The sequence below is a fragment of the Streptomyces sp. NBC_01515 genome (assembly GCF_045040345.1).
GTDB lineage: Bacteria > Actinomycetota > Actinomycetes > Streptomycetales > Streptomycetaceae > Streptomyces.
Map to the genome: position 1 here is coordinate 3223686 of NZ_CP109416.1, position 13410 is coordinate 3237095.

18 protein-coding genes are annotated in these 13410 nt (G+C 69.8%); 4 read left to right on the top strand and 14 right to left on the bottom strand.

Going from position 1 to position 13410, the window contains the following annotated elements; genetic code table 11:
- The first annotated feature begins 84 nt into the window (after window positions 1-84).
- A complete protein-coding gene (locus OG407_RS14255) occupies window positions 85-1908 on the top strand; it encodes an endonuclease/exonuclease/phosphatase family protein (protein ID WP_405868402.1) in 1824 nt (607 codons plus the stop codon).
- A gap of 56 nt (window positions 1909-1964) precedes the next feature.
- Here OG407_RS14255 and OG407_RS14260 read toward each other — a convergent pair whose 3' ends face one another.
- The 5 genes from OG407_RS14260 to OG407_RS14280 form a co-directional block, all read right to left on the bottom strand.
- On the bottom strand, window positions 1965-2690 hold the full coding sequence (locus tag OG407_RS14260) for an SRPBCC domain-containing protein (RefSeq protein WP_405858180.1): 726 nt from the start codon (window positions 2688-2690) through the stop codon (window positions 1965-1967).
- A 34-nt stretch (window positions 2691-2724) separates the two neighbouring features.
- On the bottom strand, window positions 2725-3333 hold the full coding sequence (locus OG407_RS14265; RefSeq protein ID WP_405858182.1) for an ArsR/SmtB family transcription factor: 609 nt from the start codon (window positions 3331-3333) through the stop codon (window positions 2725-2727).
- A gap of 99 nt (window positions 3334-3432) precedes the next feature.
- Window positions 3433-4146 carry an antibiotic biosynthesis monooxygenase gene (locus tag OG407_RS14270; RefSeq protein WP_405858184.1) on the bottom strand — a complete coding sequence of 238 codons (714 nt, stop codon included), beginning with the start codon at window positions 4144-4146 and terminating at the stop codon, window positions 3433-3435.
- Window positions 4147-4212: 66 nt separating this feature from the next.
- Entirely contained in the window at window positions 4213-4950 is a 738-nt protein-coding gene (locus OG407_RS14275; protein ID WP_405858185.1) for a hypothetical protein, read from the bottom strand.
- Complete coding sequence (locus tag OG407_RS14280) at window positions 4947-5084, bottom strand: hypothetical protein (RefSeq protein ID WP_403599702.1); 138 nt, start codon at window positions 5082-5084, stop codon at window positions 4947-4949. Before OG407_RS14280 ends, OG407_RS14275 begins: the two co-directional genes overlap by 4 nt.
- A 235-nt stretch (window positions 5085-5319) precedes the next feature.
- Between OG407_RS14280 and dapA the strand changes: the two genes are divergently transcribed.
- Complete coding sequence (dapA, locus tag OG407_RS14285) at window positions 5320-6225, top strand: 4-hydroxy-tetrahydrodipicolinate synthase (protein WP_405858187.1); 906 nt, start codon at window positions 5320-5322, stop codon at window positions 6223-6225.
- A gap of 33 nt (window positions 6226-6258) precedes the next feature.
- Here the strand turns inward: dapA and OG407_RS14290 are convergent, their stop codons facing one another.
- A complete protein-coding gene (locus OG407_RS14290) occupies window positions 6259-7470 on the bottom strand; it encodes a WD40 repeat domain-containing protein (protein ID WP_405858189.1) in 1212 nt (403 codons plus the stop codon).
- Complete coding sequence (locus OG407_RS14295; protein WP_405858191.1) at window positions 7467-8024, bottom strand: SigE family RNA polymerase sigma factor; 558 nt, start codon at window positions 8022-8024, stop codon at window positions 7467-7469. Before OG407_RS14295 ends, OG407_RS14290 begins: the two co-directional genes overlap by 4 nt.
- A gap of 137 nt (window positions 8025-8161) precedes the next feature.
- Here OG407_RS14295 and OG407_RS14300 point away from each other — a divergent pair, with 137 nt between their 5' ends.
- On the top strand, window positions 8162-8671 hold the full coding sequence (locus OG407_RS14300) for a hypothetical protein (protein WP_405858193.1): 510 nt from the start codon (window positions 8162-8164) through the stop codon (window positions 8669-8671).
- 52 nt (window positions 8672-8723) lie between these two features.
- On the opposite strand, the gene dapD is transcribed toward OG407_RS14300, so the two are convergent.
- The 4 genes from dapD to OG407_RS14320 form a co-directional block, all read right to left on the bottom strand.
- Entirely contained in the window at window positions 8724-9713 is a 990-nt protein-coding gene (dapD, locus tag OG407_RS14305) for a 2,3,4,5-tetrahydropyridine-2,6-dicarboxylate N-succinyltransferase (protein WP_329351225.1), read from the bottom strand.
- A 126-nt stretch (window positions 9714-9839) separates the two neighbouring features.
- Window positions 9840-10082 (bottom strand): hypothetical protein, encoded by a 243-nt coding sequence (locus tag OG407_RS14310; protein ID WP_405858195.1) that lies wholly within the window; start codon window positions 10080-10082, stop codon window positions 9840-9842.
- A 185-nt stretch (window positions 10083-10267) separates the two neighbouring features.
- Entirely contained in the window at window positions 10268-10804 is a 537-nt protein-coding gene (locus OG407_RS14315) for a TetR family transcriptional regulator (RefSeq protein WP_329351223.1), read from the bottom strand.
- Window positions 10805-10826: 22 nt separating this feature from the next.
- Window positions 10827-11147, bottom strand: coding sequence for a DMT family transporter (locus OG407_RS14320; protein WP_405858197.1), 321 nt, complete (start codon window positions 11145-11147; stop codon window positions 10827-10829).
- 147 nt (window positions 11148-11294) lie between these two features.
- On the opposite strand from OG407_RS14320, the gene OG407_RS14325 reads away from it, so the two are divergent.
- The gene (locus tag OG407_RS14325; protein WP_405858199.1) at window positions 11295-12170 is read left to right on the top strand and encodes an AbfB domain-containing protein; all 876 of its coding nucleotides are present in this window, start codon (window positions 11295-11297) and stop codon (window positions 12168-12170) included.
- On the opposite strand, the gene OG407_RS14330 is transcribed toward OG407_RS14325, so the two are convergent.
- Genes OG407_RS14330 through sufU form a run of 3 tightly spaced genes read right to left on the bottom strand, consistent with a single transcriptional unit; the run spans window position 12167 to window position 13397 of the window.
- Window positions 12167-12550: a VOC family protein gene (locus OG407_RS14330; protein ID WP_405858201.1), complete on the bottom strand. Its 384-nt coding sequence runs from the start codon at window positions 12548-12550 to the stop codon at window positions 12167-12169. The two genes, OG407_RS14325 and OG407_RS14330, sit on opposite strands and share 4 nt — an antisense overlap.
- Before the next feature lie 38 nt (window positions 12551-12588).
- Complete coding sequence (locus OG407_RS14335; protein ID WP_019060535.1) at window positions 12589-12927, bottom strand: metal-sulfur cluster assembly factor; 339 nt, start codon at window positions 12925-12927, stop codon at window positions 12589-12591.
- Window positions 12924-13397, bottom strand: a complete 474-nt coding sequence (gene sufU, locus OG407_RS14340) for a Fe-S cluster assembly sulfur transfer protein SufU (RefSeq protein WP_328684066.1) — start codon at window positions 13395-13397, stop codon at window positions 12924-12926. Before sufU ends, OG407_RS14335 begins: the two co-directional genes overlap by 4 nt.
- Window positions 13398-13410: the final 13 nt, after the last annotated feature.

Sequence of the window (13410 nt, forward strand, 5' to 3'; positions counted from 1 at the left end):
GCGGCTCCCACCGCCGTATTACCTGTTCTCACCTGTTCCATCACCCTCGTCCCGGCACTCATGCATGTCCCCGGAGGGATCCCGTTGCCGAGCAAGTCCTCCGCGCGCCTCGCCGCGCTGACCGTCGCCGCCGTCTGTTCCGTGGCGTCCACGATCGTTCTCACCTCGCCCGCGCACGCCGACAGCGTGCGCATCCATGACATCCAGGGCACGACCCGGGTGTCCCCGTACGCCGGCCAGAAGGTCGCGGACGTACCGGGCATCGTCACGGGCGTCCGCACGTACGGCTCGTCGAAGGGGTTCTGGTTCCAGGACGCGACCCCGGACGACAACCCGGCCACCAGCGAGGGCGTCTTCGTCTTCACCAGCTCCACGCCGAAGGTCGCCGTCGGCGACTCGGTCACCGTCTCCGGCACGGTCTCCGAGTACGTGCCGGGCGGTGCCTCCACGGGCAACCAGTCGCTGACCGAGATCACCAAGCCGACGGTCACCGTCGTCTCCAGCGGCAACGCCGTTCCGGCCGCCACGGTGATCCGCGACCGGTCCGTGCCGAGCACGTACACGCCGGCCGGCGACACCGCCGCGAGCAATTCGGTCAACGCGCTGACGCTGCAGCCCAAGAAGTACGCCCTGGACTACTACGAGTCCCTTGAGGGCATGAACGTCCAGGTCTCGAACGCCCGCGTGGTCACCGCGACCGACCCGTACGCGGAGCTGTGGGTCACGGTGAAGCCGCACGAGAACGCCACCCAGCGCGGCGGCACGATCTACGGCTCCTACGACGCGCAGAACGGCGGGCGCCTGCAGATCCAGTCGCTGGGCGCGACGGCGGACTTCCCGGTCGTCAACGTCGGCGACAAGCTGACGGGCACCACGGCCGGCCCGCTGGACTTCAACCAGTACGGCGGCTACACCCTCGTCGCGAACGAGATCGGCGCCGTGAAGAGCGGCGGCCTCAAGCGCGAGACGACGAAGAAGCAGTCGAGGAGCCAGCTCGCGGTGGCGACGTACAACGTCGAGAACCTCGACCCGTCGGACGGCACCTTCGCCGCGCACGCCGCCGCGATCGTGAACAACCTGCAGTCCCCCGACATCGTGTCCCTGGAGGAGATCCAGGACAACAACGGTGCCACGGACGACGGCACGGTCGACGCGAGCGTCACGGTGAACAAGCTGATCGACGCGATCGTCGCGGCGGGCGGCCCGAAGTACGACTGGCGCTCGATCAACCCGGTCAACGACCAGGACGGCGGCGAGCCCGGCGGCAACATCCGCCAGGTGTTCCTGTTCAACCCGCAGCGGGTCTCCTTCACCGACCGCGCGGGCGGCGACTCGACGACCGCCGTCGGTGTCACCAAGGTGCACGGCAAGGCCCAACTGACCGCCTCCCCGGGCCGGATCGACCCGGCCAACGCGGCCTGGAGCGCGAGCCGCAAGCCGCTCGCGGGCGAGTTCGTGTTCAAGGGGAGGACGGTCTTCGTGATCGCCAACCACCTGATCTCGAAGGGCGGCGACCAGCCCCTGACCGCGCAGTACCAGCCGGTCACCCGCAGCTCGGAGACCCAGCGCCACGCGCAGGCGACGGCGGTCAACGCCTTCGTCAAGGAGATCCTGGCCGCGCAGAAGGACGCGGACGTCATCACGCTCGGCGACATGAACGACTTCGAGTTCTCCGACACCGCGAAGATCCTCGAAGGCAGGGGCGAGCTGTACTCGGCGATCAAGTCCCTGCCGAAGAACGAGCGTTACACGTACGACTACCAGGGCAACGAGCAGGTCCTGGACCAGATCCTGATCAGCCCGTCGATCCGCAAGGACTGCTTCGAATACGACAGCGTCCACATCAACTCGGAGTTCAACGACCAGATCAGCGACCACGACCCGCAGGTGCTGCGCTTCCAGCCGTAGCACCTACGGGGAGCCACGGGGGGGGGGTGGACGGGGTCTCGCCGACTTGCACCAGGTCAGGCGAAGACCCCGTCCAGCCAGTTCTGCCAGGCGAGTTCGTTCGTCTTGGCGTCGGCGTCCGCGGCGAAGTCGTGGACGCTGACGCCGACCGGCGCACCCCAGTGGTTGCGCCCGAAGAAGCGGATCAACGCACCTTCTGTGCGCAGCCCGATGAAATACGGACTGCGGAAGTCGAGTACGGCGTCCAGGAGTTGGCCCTCGGGCCCGCGCGCCCGCACCCGCGCACCCTCGGCGGCGCCGTCCGCGAGGCCGAGCGCCCGGGCCGCAACTTCCAGCGCGTCAGGGGCAGTTGAGGCATCAGGCCCGTTGAGGGTGGCGAAGGCGACCGGCCGACCGGCGAAGTGGGTCACATACTCGCGCAGGGTGTGCAGGTAGAACGCGTTGTGCTTGCTCGCGCCGTCGTACTGGTTGTCCCAGTCGTCGGTGAAGATCCCGCTGTGCACATACCGCACCCACGCCCGCCGGCCGTCGTCACGGGGTTCGATGGTCTCGTCGATCTGGTTGAGGCTCTGGGTCGGGAACCCGACGTCCTCGCTGAGGGCGGTGAGCCGGTGCGGCGGATCGAAGTTCGTGAGCGTGGACCCGAAGGGCCCGACCCGCTTCTCCCCGTCGAACTCCATCGGCCACAGCCACCCGCCCGTACCGGACGTGATGGCGTCCCACACCTCCCCCGGCGTGGCGTCGACCTCAAACTCGTAGACGATCTCGAATTCCTTGGACATGGCTGACTCCTGAGTACTACTGGTTGTAATGGTTCTACTGATCCAGTTCCGGGGTGGGTGGTGTCTTGAGCGTGGGGTGGACGGCGACGACGATCCGGTGGTCGCGGCCCTCCTCGGCGTCACCCGCGTCGTACTTGCGGATGAGGGCGCTCACCCCGGCGGTCAGTTCCTGGATGAACGCGGCCCGGTCGGCGGCGGAGGCGAAACGCACCTCGCCGTCCAGCGCGTAGGTCGCCAGCCGCTGGTTGGCCTTGGTCGCCCCGGTGATCAGCGAACCGACGTCCCGCACCAGCCGGGCGCCGAGCGCCAGCAGCCAGCGCGCGGAGAGCTGGTCGCGGAACCGGTCCGGGTCCGGCTGCACGGCGGCGAGCGCCAGCGGCGAGATGACGTACGACGCTGCGGTCGCCCGCATCACCCGCTCGGTGACATTGCCCTTGCGCCGCTCGCCGTCCAGCTCGACCAGGCCGTGCCGCTCCAGCGCCTTGAGGTGGTAGTTCACCTTCTGCCGGGGCAGTCCGACCTTGCCGGCCAGCATGGTGGCCGACGCGGGTCCGGCCGCCAGCTCGGCGAGCAGCCGGGCCCTTATGGGGTCCAGCGAGACGGCTGCGGCCTCGGGGTCCTCGATCACGGTGACGTCCAGCATGCGTCCACCGTCCCACCGAACACTTTTTTTGTCCAGGGGGGTGAGATTGTCGGCGGGCAGGGCCTGCGACTCGGAGGAGGTGGCCATCGGAGGAGGTGGCTATTCGGGGACGAGGCCGAGCGCGTGGTCGTAACGGCTGACCGTGGTGCTCTTCAGTCCCGGCCAGGTCTGTACGCGTTCCCAGAGTGCGGTGGCGGAGCCGATGCCGTCGCCGGGGGCCGCGAGGGCGTCCAGGTGGGACCGGGCGCTGTCCCACTCGGCGTAGTTGAGGACGCGGGTGCCGTCGGTGGAGAGGTGGAAGTGGGCGGAGATGCCGCCGGGGTGCGGCGCGGGTTCGTTCTCCAGGGCCTCGAACACGGCGTCCACCCAGGCGCGTTGACGGTCGGGGTCGGGGCCCTCGAACTCGACGTCGACGATCACGACGCACCCGGGGACGGGCCCGTTCCGGTCCACCGGGGTGCCGCCGCCGCGGTAGTGGCGGTAGCGGCCGAGACCGAGGCGCTCGATGCCCGGTACGGCGGTGTCGATCTCGTCGACGCGCTCCTGGCGGTGGGTCTTGACGAAGCTCTCGTACGCCGGCTCGCTCGTCCACTGCGAGTAGTGCAGCAGGGTGGAGGCGTCGTGGCCGGTGTAGACGTGATAACCGAGGAGGTCGTCGGCGGGCCAGGGTCGGCGTTCCCAGGCACCCGCGATCGCTTCGACGGACCGCCGTTGGCGCAGGGGTGTTCCAACCCGCCAGGTGCTGAAGAAGGGGGCGCCGACGCGGGGGTCGGCGAGGTCGGGGTGGGAGTCGGTGCGGTGGGCGGCGGTCATGCGGGCCTCCGATGATCGGTACGGGGGTGTGTACCGACCAGCCTTCAACCTCGACCGAGCTTGAGGTCAAGGCCCGCCTTGCTGCTGCCCCCCGCTCCCTTCCAGGCGGGCCAACCGGCTCTGGAACCAGTCGAGGCGGGCCTGCAACAGGGCGGCCTCCGCGACGAGTTCGGGCACGCCGAGCCCTTCGGGAAGTCCGGGATCGACGGCCCCCGCCGGGTCTCCTGGGCCTCCCGGGCCTCCTGGGCCTCTTAGGTCTCCGGGGTCGCCGCTTCCCGCCGCCACCCCCAGCCCGTCCCCGGCCCGCCGGGCGAACTCCGAGAGCGAGACGGACGTACGACTGCGGACGCAGCCCGCGCAGGCGGCGGCCAGGGCGCGCCAACCGGGCCTGCCCCAACCGGCGTCGGCGAGGGCGACGGCTCGGGCGCCGCAGGCGCAGGGGCCGACGGTGGCGGTGCGGACGCGTTGGCGGGCGTAGCGGAAGCCGAGTTCGAAGCGGATGTAGGTGCCGAGGACAGTGATGTCGAGGAGGACCGCCGCGCGGTGCTCGGCGGTGCACAACAGGGCTTCCGCAGCCGCCCGTTCGTGCACACAGTGGAAGCCGCAGTCGCAGCGTCGTGCGGGCGAACGGTGCCGGCGGCCGTACACGCAGGACGCGTCGGCCACGACTCCGTACGGCAGCGCGCCGCCCAGCGACACACCGGTGAACCCGGCCCGGGTGCCGTCCTGGGACAGCACCGGGTGGGCGATCTTGAATCCGGTCGGCGGCTCCGTCGGGCGTTCCTCGGGGAGCCGCAGTCTCATCGGGCGGCCGGTACCTCTTCGGGCGCCTTCTCCTCCGCGAACTCCGCGATCCCCTCGGGGAGTTCGAGCTCTTCCTCGTGGATCCGCGGCCGCTCCACGGCGACTCCGGTGGCCAGTGCCTTGCCGAGCTTCATGACGCCTCCCGTGACCAGGGGTGGATCAACTTCCCACGCCGGTGACCTTCCTGGCCATGGTGACCCATGAGGGGGCCAATTGGACATAGGGCCTTGATGGGCGGGGGGGTCGGCAGGGGCCGCTCCCATCTCTGCGCCTCCCCTTGCCACGCACCCTCATTACGCAGCACCCCTTACCAATACCCGGTAGAAGAATTAAGTAGTGCTTCACTATCACTCTGCCGAGACTACTCACATGACGACCGCACCCCGCTCCACCCCACCCCCCTTCGGCCGCGCCCTGTGCGCGATGATCACCCCCTTCACCGAGGCCGGGGAACTCGACCTCCCCGGTGCCCAACTGCTCGCCGAGCGGCTGGTGTCGGAGGGCTGTGACGGGCTCGTGCTGTCCGGGACGACCGGGGAGTCGCCGACCACGACGGACGCGGAGAAGGCGGCACTCATCACCGCCGTCCGCGAGGCCGTCGGCGACCGGGTACCGCTCGTCTCGGGTGTGGGCACCTTCGACACCCGGCACACCGTGGAACTCGCCCTCCAGGCCGAAAAGGCGGGCGCGGACGGGGTGTTGGTGGTCTCGCCGTACTACAGCAGGCCCCCGCAGGACGCCCTGGAGGCACACTTCCGCGAGGTCGCCGACGCCTCGGGACTGCCCCTCGTGCTCTACGACATCCCGGGCCGCACCGGCACGCGTATTGAACCGGAGACGATGATCCGGCTCGCCGAGCACCCCAGGATCGTCGCGGTCAAGGACTGTTCCTACGACTTCCTCGGCGCCCAAAAGGTACTGGACCGCTCGGAGTTGGCGTACTACGCGGGCTGCGACGAACACATCCTCGCGCTGTACGCGGTGGGCGGGGCGGGTTATGTGAGCACCGTCGCGAACGTCGTCCCTGCCCAACTCCGGGCGGTCCTCGACGCGTTCGAGGCGGGCGACACCCCCGTGTCCGCCCGCCTCCAACAACGTGCCACGCCGCTCATCGAGTTGATGATGGCGGCGGGACAGCCCGGCACCGTGACGGTCAAGGCGCTGCTCAACTCGCTCGGCCTGCCCGGGGGTTCGGTCCGGGCTCCGCTGCGGCCGGCCGGCCGGGACGCGGTCGACCAACTGGTGGCGGCGTACGAGGAGTTCGTCGCCGCGTGATTCCGCGATCGCCCGATTCGGCGGTCATCTGATTCAGCGATCGGCGAAGACGGGCTCCCAGAATTCCTTCTCGATGTCCTTGTAGATGCCGCTGAGAGGTACGACCTTGTCGCTGCCGATCGTGACCAGCACGAGCCGGGGCAGGTACGGCTCCTCCAGACTCGTGGTCCGCTCCCAGGCGATGAGCCGCCTGTCGTCGGCCCAGGCCAGCAGGTGGTCGCCGCGGACCTTGGTGATCTCCTTGCCCGTGCGCGGATCACGGATCGAGGAGTACGACTTTCCCGGGGATCCGCCCACCTCCTTCGTCAGGCCGAGGGCGGCGAGCCTGCCGTTCGGGGACAGCCGCGCGTCGACGTCGGACCGCAGGTACCGCTCGTTCGCGGGCCCGGCGATCTTGTTCCCGTCGAGGTCGTAGAACTGCTGGAGACCGTCCCGGTCCCCGATGATCCGCGAGTACACCTGCTCGCCGGTCCGGCTGAAGGCGAAGTCCTGGCGGCCGTTGACTTCCCGGTCCAACGAGACACCGCTCCACGAGCGCGCGCCGGAGGCCGTGTCGAGGACGTAGAAGCCGGTGCGGCTCGAACCCGTCGGCGCCGCCCAATCCAGGGCCCCGGTCTCCGCGTTGACCACCGAGCGCGTGCGCGCATCGGGGTTCTCGTCGTATGTCGTCGCGACGAGCCGGCTGCCGTCGTGCGAGAACTCGACGCCGCCGACGCCGCGTTCGACCGGGATCCAGCGCTCGACCTTCCCCGTGGTGAGGTCGAGGATGCCGATCCGGTGGGCGGGCAGGCTCTGTTCCAGCACGGCGGCGGTGTGCATGCCCGGCGCTACGGCGACGTAGGACCACTTGGTGGTCTTCCGGTACTTCTCCGTGCGCGGGTCGAGCAGCCAGTAGGTGCGGGTGAAGACACCCTGGCCGGACATCTTCGCCACGGTGTCGGCCGTGTAGTACGCGGCGAGCGCCGTCCGGCCGGCCGCGATCATGTCGCGCGGCGGCCACTGGTCGGGGTGGGTCACGACCCCGTCGATCACCTCGGCGGGGCGCACATCGGTCCGGCCAGAGTCCAGCAGCGGCACGGTCACCGCGACCGCTATCACGGCGGCCGCAGCGGCGGCGACGGTCGCGAGTCTGCGCGTACGGCGGCGACGGACGGCCAGCACCCGGTCGGCGAACCCCGTCGCCGGAGACGTCTGGCGGGAGGCCTGCTCACGCAGGGAGTCCCGCACCAGTTCCTCGATGTTCATGGACGCGCCTCCACGGGTGAGAAGTCACGGGACGGCACGTCGTCGGCACCGTGCGGGGCGACGGCGGCCAACTCCGGTGCCAGGACGCGCAGTCGGGCCAGGGAGCGGTGGGTGGTGGACCGTACGGTGCCGACGGAGCAGCCGAGGAGACGGGCCACGTCGGCCTCGGGCAGGTCCTCGAAGTAGCGCAGCACGAGCACGGTGCGCTGGCGGGCGGTGAGCCGGGACAGTGCCTCGCGCATGACCAGGCGCAGGTCGGCCGCGGCCGCCGCGTCGGTGCCCGCGCCCGGCTCGGGCGGTTCGGCGACGCTGACCTCGCGCCGACGCCACTTCAGGCGCCACCGGCTGACCTGTTGCCGGTAGAGGATCTGCCGTACGTACGCCTCGGGTTCGTCGATCCGCTGCCACCGTCCGGCCGCCTTGGCCAGGGCGTTCTGGAGCAGGTCCTCACCGGCGTGCCGGTCTCCCCCGCACAGCAGCACGGCAGTCTTCAGCAGTGCCGACGACCTGCTGTCCACGAAGTCCCGGAAACTCTCCAGCCCTTCGGCATTCATCGTCACCTTCGCTTCCCCCGGCGGAGCCCGTGCCCCACCTCTGTGTTCGTTGTGACGCTCGCGGGGCCGCCTGGCTATGCCTGCCGGCGCGAGAAATTTCCGCCCGCCTCACCCAACCCCTCCCCTACGGTGACCACATGAGCCGCCGCCCCCTCCTGTTCCTCGACGTCGACGGCCCCCTCAACCCGTACGCCGCACAGCCGGAACGCCGCCCCGAGGGCTACACGACGATCCGGGTCACCGTGCCCGACCGCCCCCGCCCCCTACGGGTCTGGCTGAACCCCGCGCACGGCCCCGCACTCCTCCGCCTCGGCTACGACCTCTGCTGGGCGACCACCTGGATGGCCGCCGCGAACCGCTGGATCGCCCCGGTCGTCGGCCTGCCCGAGCTGCCGTACGTCGACTTCGGCGACGGTCTGTTCGCCGAGCGGCCCGACGGAGTCCACTGGAAGACGGAGGCGATCGTGGCGTACGCCGGGGGTCGCCCGCTCGCCTGGGTGGACGACGAACAGAGCGCGCCGGACGGTGAGTTCGTGACCGCTCACCATCCCGGACCGGCGCTGCTGCACCACGTGAACCCCCGACTCGGCCTGCGCGAGGGCGACTTCGCGGCCCTGGCGGAGTTCGCGGCGGCCGTACAGAAATGAGCGAGCGCCCTCCCGGCCAGCAGAAGGGCGCTCGACTCACTTGACGGCGCTGCTAGTTGTGGCTGTGCAGGATCTCGTTCAGGCCGCCCCACACCGCGTTGTTCGGGCGGGCCTCGACCGTGCCGGTGACCGAGTTGCGGCGGAAGAGGATGTTGGAGGCGCCGGAGAGTTCGCGGGCCTTGACGATCTGCCCGTCGGGCATCGTGACGCGGGTGCCGGCGGTGACGTAGAGGCCGGCCTCGACGACGCACTCGTCGCCGAGCGCGATCCCGACGCCCGCCTCGGCGCCGACCAGGCAGCGCTCGCCGATGGTGATGCGGACGTTGCCGCCGCCGGACAGCGTGCCCATCGTGGACGCGCCGCCGCCGATGTCCGACCCGTCGCCGACCACGACACCGGCGGAGATCCGGCCCTCGACCATCGACGTGCCGAGCGTGCCGGCGTTGAAGTTGACGAAGCCCTCGTGCATGACGGTCGTGCCCTCGGCGAGGTGCGCACCGAGGCGGACCCGGTCGGCGTCGGCGATGCGGACGCCCTTAGGGGCCACGTAGTCCGTCATGCGCGGGAACTTGTCGATGGACGTCACCTGGAGGTGCAGGCCTTCGGCGCGCGCGTTCAGCCGTACCTTCTCGACGTCGTCCACGGCGACCGGGCCGAGCGAGGTCCAGGCGACGTTGGCGAGGAAGCCGAACATGCCGTCCAGGCTCTGGCCGTGCGGCTTGACCAGCCGGTGCGAGAGGAGGTGCAGGCGCAGGTAGACGTCGTGCGCGTCGAGCGGCTTGTCGTCGAGGGAGGCGATGACCGTGCGGACCGCGATGACCTCGACGCCCCGGCGGACGTCAGGGCCGATCGCCTTGGCCGCACCCGCACCGAGCAGCTCCACGGCACGCTCGGCGGACAGGCTCTCCGTACCGGCGGGCCCGGGTTCGGCGGACAGTTCGGGCGCGGGGAACCAGGTGTCGAGTACGGTCCCGTCGGCGGCGACGGTGGCGAGCCCGGCGGCAACGGCGCCGGTGGTGCGGGGTGCGGTCGTGTCGGTCATGAGGGAAACCTAACCTGGCGGGGGCGGCCGGGACCAACTCGTCCACGGGGCGTCTCAGGGAACGACACGCACGGGCTCGTAGTACGACGGCAGGGGTCCGCTCGTAGTACGGCGGCAGGGTCCGGCTCAGCCGCGTTCACCGGCCTTGTCCACCACCGCCCACGCCACCGTCGAGCTGGCGCCGACGACCGTGCCGGACAGGAGCATCCGCGTCCCCGTGATCAGACGGGCGCCCAGGAGGACGCTGATCTCGGTGTAGTCCGACTGGGCCCGGGTCCGCCCCTTCCGGTCGGCGACGGCGTTCTCGTGCCGGAGGAACTCCACGGTCTGCTCACCGCCGGCGGGCCGCGCCGTCAGAACCCGGTACATCTCGCGCGGCGAACGGTCGTCGCCCTCCCCGCTCCAACGACCGGACGACGACCTCCGCGTCGTCCCCGTCCAGCGCCGCGCCCGGCGCTGGTCCGCTCACCAGGTCTCCCCCGATTCGTCAGTAGCGTCGACGGCGTCGAACTGCCCTCGTGTCGGCTCCTGTTACCCGGTGAGGGTCGAAGAGTTCACGGAATCACCCGCCCCAACACCTCCCGCGCATAGGCCTCGTCGTACGCCGCGCCCGTCAACAGCACCTGCAGACAGATCCCGTCGATCAGCGCGACGAGCGCCCGCGCGGTCACCGGGTCGGTCCGCCGGGCCAGTTGGTCGGCGAGGTCCCGGGCCCACTCGTCGGCGACGGGGCGCAGGGCGGGGCGGCGCAAGGCGGCGAGATACAGCTCGTACTCCAGCTCCACGCCCGTGCGGTCACCCGCGAGCCACTCCCCCATCCAGCCGGCCAACTCCCCGGCCAGGTCGGTGCGCGGGTCCTCCAGACCACCCCGCGAGGCGATCACCTTGGCGAAGGCCTCGTTGGCCTGGCGGAGGGCGGCGACCATCAGTTCGTCGAGGGTCTTGAAGTGGTACGTGGTCGAGCCGAGCGGAACATCGGCCTCGGCGGCGACGGAACGGTGGCTCAGGCCGGCGATGCCCTTGGCCCCGACCACCCGGATCGCCGCGTCGATGATCCGCTGCCGCCGCTCGGGGTCGTAGCGCCGGGCCATCAGCGCATGCCTCCCCTGGCCATCAGTGCGCGCCGCCCAGGTTGAGGACCACGACCCCGATGATGATCAGCGCGATGCCGGCGGCCTTCGCGAGGGTCATCCCCTCGCCGAGGAACACCGTCCCGATCCCCACGATGGCGGCGGTGCCGAGGCCCGCCCAGATCGCGTAGGCCGTACCCACCGACATGGACTTCAGCGTCTGCGCGAGCAGCGCGAAGGAGAGCACGTATCCGAGGACCGTGAGAACCGACGGCCACAGCCGGCTGAAGCCGTGGCTGAACTTCATGGCGGTGGTGCCGCCCACCTCCGCGGCGATCGCCGTGAGGAGCATCAGGAATCCCATGTGTACGAGTGTACATAACGGATCGCATAGAAACCGCTCACTGAAACGGCTGCTCGGATGCCTCTCGCTCCACTACTGTTTCACCGTTCACACACCTGGCTTTCACGGTCACGGCCGTTGCCATGGGCGCCGCTGGAGGAACAGCGCATGCCAGACAGTTCACCCCCGCCCTCCCCCAACTCCCCCTGGGAGAACGGCTGGAACCCCGACACGTCCCGGGCCCCCGGAACCCGCCGGCTCTATCTGGCCGGGGCGCTCGCCGTCACCACGATCGTCGTGTGCGTCACGGCAATCATCGTGACGGACAAGCAAACCGACGACACGTCACGCACGAAGAAGGCGGACGCGACGACATCGGCCGGCGCGGACGGCCCCGGCCTGCTCTCGTTCGCGTCCCCGTCGAACCAGGGCACGCCGACGCCCGACGAGCACAATTCGAACCCGGGCTCGGCGAAGACGCCCGGCAGCACCACGTCGACCGCCGCCGCGGAGCACGGCTCGAAGCCCTCCGCGAAGGCGCCGTCCCCGTCCAAGTCGACGTCCTCCCAAGGGAGTTCGTCCGGCTCTTCGGGCTCGTCCGGGTCGTCGGGCTCCTCGTCCTCCACCGCTTGGAAGTCGATCCGCTCGGTCAACTACCCGGACCGCTACTGGCAGGTGAGCGGCGACTTCGTCAAGCTCAACCCGGCCACCTCCGCCGCGGCCCGCCGCGCAGCCACCTTCAAAGTGGTCAAGGGCCTTGCGAACAGGTCCTGTTACTCCTTCACGACGGCCAACGGCACCTATCTCCGCCACCGCAACTTCATCCTCCGCGCGGAACGCAACGACGGCTCCCCCCTCTTCAAACAGGACGCCACCTTCTGCCCCCGCCCGTCGCCCTACTCCGGCGCGGTGATGCTGGAGTCGGTCAACTACCCGGGCCGCTTCCTCCGCCACCAGAACTTCCAGCTCAGGCTGGACCGCTATCAGGACAGCACCCTGTACCGGTCGGACTCGGCGTTCCGGTTGGTGGCGGGGCTCAACTAGGCGGGCGCGTCACGAAAGGCGATGAGCGAGGCCTTGGGCCGCAGGACGCAGAACTCGTTCCCCTCGGGGTCGGCGAGCACCACCCAGCCCACGGCCTCGCCCTGTCCAACATCGACCCGCCGCGCGCCCAGCGCGAGGATGCGTTCGACCTCGGCCTCCTGATCGTCGGGGGCGAGGTCGAAGTGCAGCCGGTTCTTGACGGTCTTCGGGTCGCTCACCGGCATGAAGCAGATGCCGGTCTCCGCGAACTCCCCTGCCCCGATGACCACTTCACGCGGTTTCTCGGACAGCACCCGCCAGTCCAGCACCCCGCACCAGAAACGGGCGAGCCCGGGAAGGTCGTACGTGTCGACGACGACGTGATGCAAAGAAACGGCCATACCCCAAAGGTATGGCCGTTCCCGGTGAGTCAGCAGGCTCAGACGTTGAACCCCAGCGCCCGAAGCTGATCGCGGCCGTCGTCCGTGATCTTGTCGGGGCCCCACGGCGGCATCCACACCCAGTTGATGCGGAGTTCGTTGACGAGGCCGTCCGTCGCGGACTTGGCCTGGTCCTCGATGACGTCCGTCAGCGGGCAGGCCGCCGAGGTCAGGGTCATGTCGATGGTGGCGATGTTGGCGTCGTCGATGTGCACGCCGTAGATCAGGCCGAGGTTGACGACGTCGATGCCCAGTTCGGGGTCGACGACGTCGAGGAGGGCCTCGCGGACCTCCTCCTCGGAGGCGGGCTTGATCTCCATGGTCTCGGTGTCACTCATGCCGTCTTCCTTTCCGCGTCGGAGTCGGCTCCGCCCAGGGCCTGGGCCGTCGCGTCCTTCCACGCCATCCAACTGAGGAGGGCGCACTTCACCCGTGCCGGGTACTTGGAGACACCGGCGAACGCGATCGCGTCCTCCAGCACCTCCTCCATCGCGTCGTCGGGCTCGGTGCGGCCCTTGGACTGCATCAGCTCCAGGAAGGTCTCCTGGATCTTCTGCGCCTCGGACAACTCCTTGCCGACGAGGAGGTCGTTCAGTACGGAGGCCGATGCCTGGCTGATGGAGCAGCCCTGGCCCTCGTAGGAGATGTCCGTGATCTGCTCGCCGTCGTACTTCACGCGCAGCGTGATCTCGTCGCCGCACGTCGGGTTGACGTGGTGCACCTCGGCGTCGCCATCCCGCAAGCCCCGGCCGTGCGGGTGCTTGTAGTGGTCCAGGATGACTTCCTGGTACATCGAATCCAGCTTCACGGTCTCAGTTCAC

Bases quoted from the DNA above. Each gene is read 5' to 3' on its own strand.
- OG407_RS14300 (WP_405858193.1), top strand. From the start codon at position 8,162: ATGAGCCGCCGCCCCCTCCTGTTCCTCGACGTCGACGGCCCCCTCAAC.
- OG407_RS14330 (WP_405858201.1), bottom strand. From the start codon at position 12,550: ATGGCCGTTTCTTTGCATCACGTCGTCGTCGACACGTACGACCTTCCC.
- OG407_RS14260 (WP_405858180.1), bottom strand. From the start codon at position 2,690: ATGTCCAAGGAATTCGAGATCGTCTACGAGTTTGAGGTCGACGCCACG.
- OG407_RS14325 (WP_405858199.1), top strand. From the start codon at position 11,295: ATGCCAGACAGTTCACCCCCGCCCTCCCCCAACTCCCCCTGGGAGAAC.
- dapA (WP_405858187.1), top strand. From the start codon at position 5,320: ATGACGACCGCACCCCGCTCCACCCCACCCCCCTTCGGCCGCGCCCTG.
- OG407_RS14335 (WP_019060535.1), bottom strand. From the start codon at position 12,927: ATGAGTGACACCGAGACCATGGAGATCAAGCCCGCCTCCGAGGAGGAG.
- OG407_RS14270 (WP_405858184.1), bottom strand. From the start codon at position 4,146: ATGACCGCCGCCCACCGCACCGACTCCCACCCCGACCTCGCCGACCCC.
- OG407_RS14320 (WP_405858197.1), bottom strand. From the start codon at position 11,147: ATGGGATTCCTGATGCTCCTCACGGCGATCGCCGCGGAGGTGGGCGGC.
- OG407_RS14310 (WP_405858195.1), bottom strand. From the start codon at position 10,082: ATGTACCGGGTTCTGACGGCGCGGCCCGCCGGCGGTGAGCAGACCGTG.
- OG407_RS14280 (WP_403599702.1), bottom strand. From the start codon at position 5,084: ATGAAGCTCGGCAAGGCACTGGCCACCGGAGTCGCCGTGGAGCGGCCG.
- dapD (WP_329351225.1), bottom strand. From the start codon at position 9,713: ATGACCGACACGACCGCACCCCGCACCACCGGCGCCGTTGCCGCCGGG.
- OG407_RS14265 (WP_405858182.1), bottom strand. From the start codon at position 3,333: ATGCTGGACGTCACCGTGATCGAGGACCCCGAGGCCGCAGCCGTCTCG.
- OG407_RS14315 (WP_329351223.1), bottom strand. From the start codon at position 10,804: ATGGCCCGGCGCTACGACCCCGAGCGGCGGCAGCGGATCATCGACGCG.
- OG407_RS14290 (WP_405858189.1), bottom strand. From the start codon at position 7,470: ATGAACATCGAGGAACTGGTGCGGGACTCCCTGCGTGAGCAGGCCTCC.
- OG407_RS14275 (WP_405858185.1), bottom strand. From the start codon at position 4,950: ATGAGACTGCGGCTCCCCGAGGAACGCCCGACGGAGCCGCCGACCGGA.
- OG407_RS14295 (WP_405858191.1), bottom strand. From the start codon at position 8,024: ATGAATGCCGAAGGGCTGGAGAGTTTCCGGGACTTCGTGGACAGCAGG.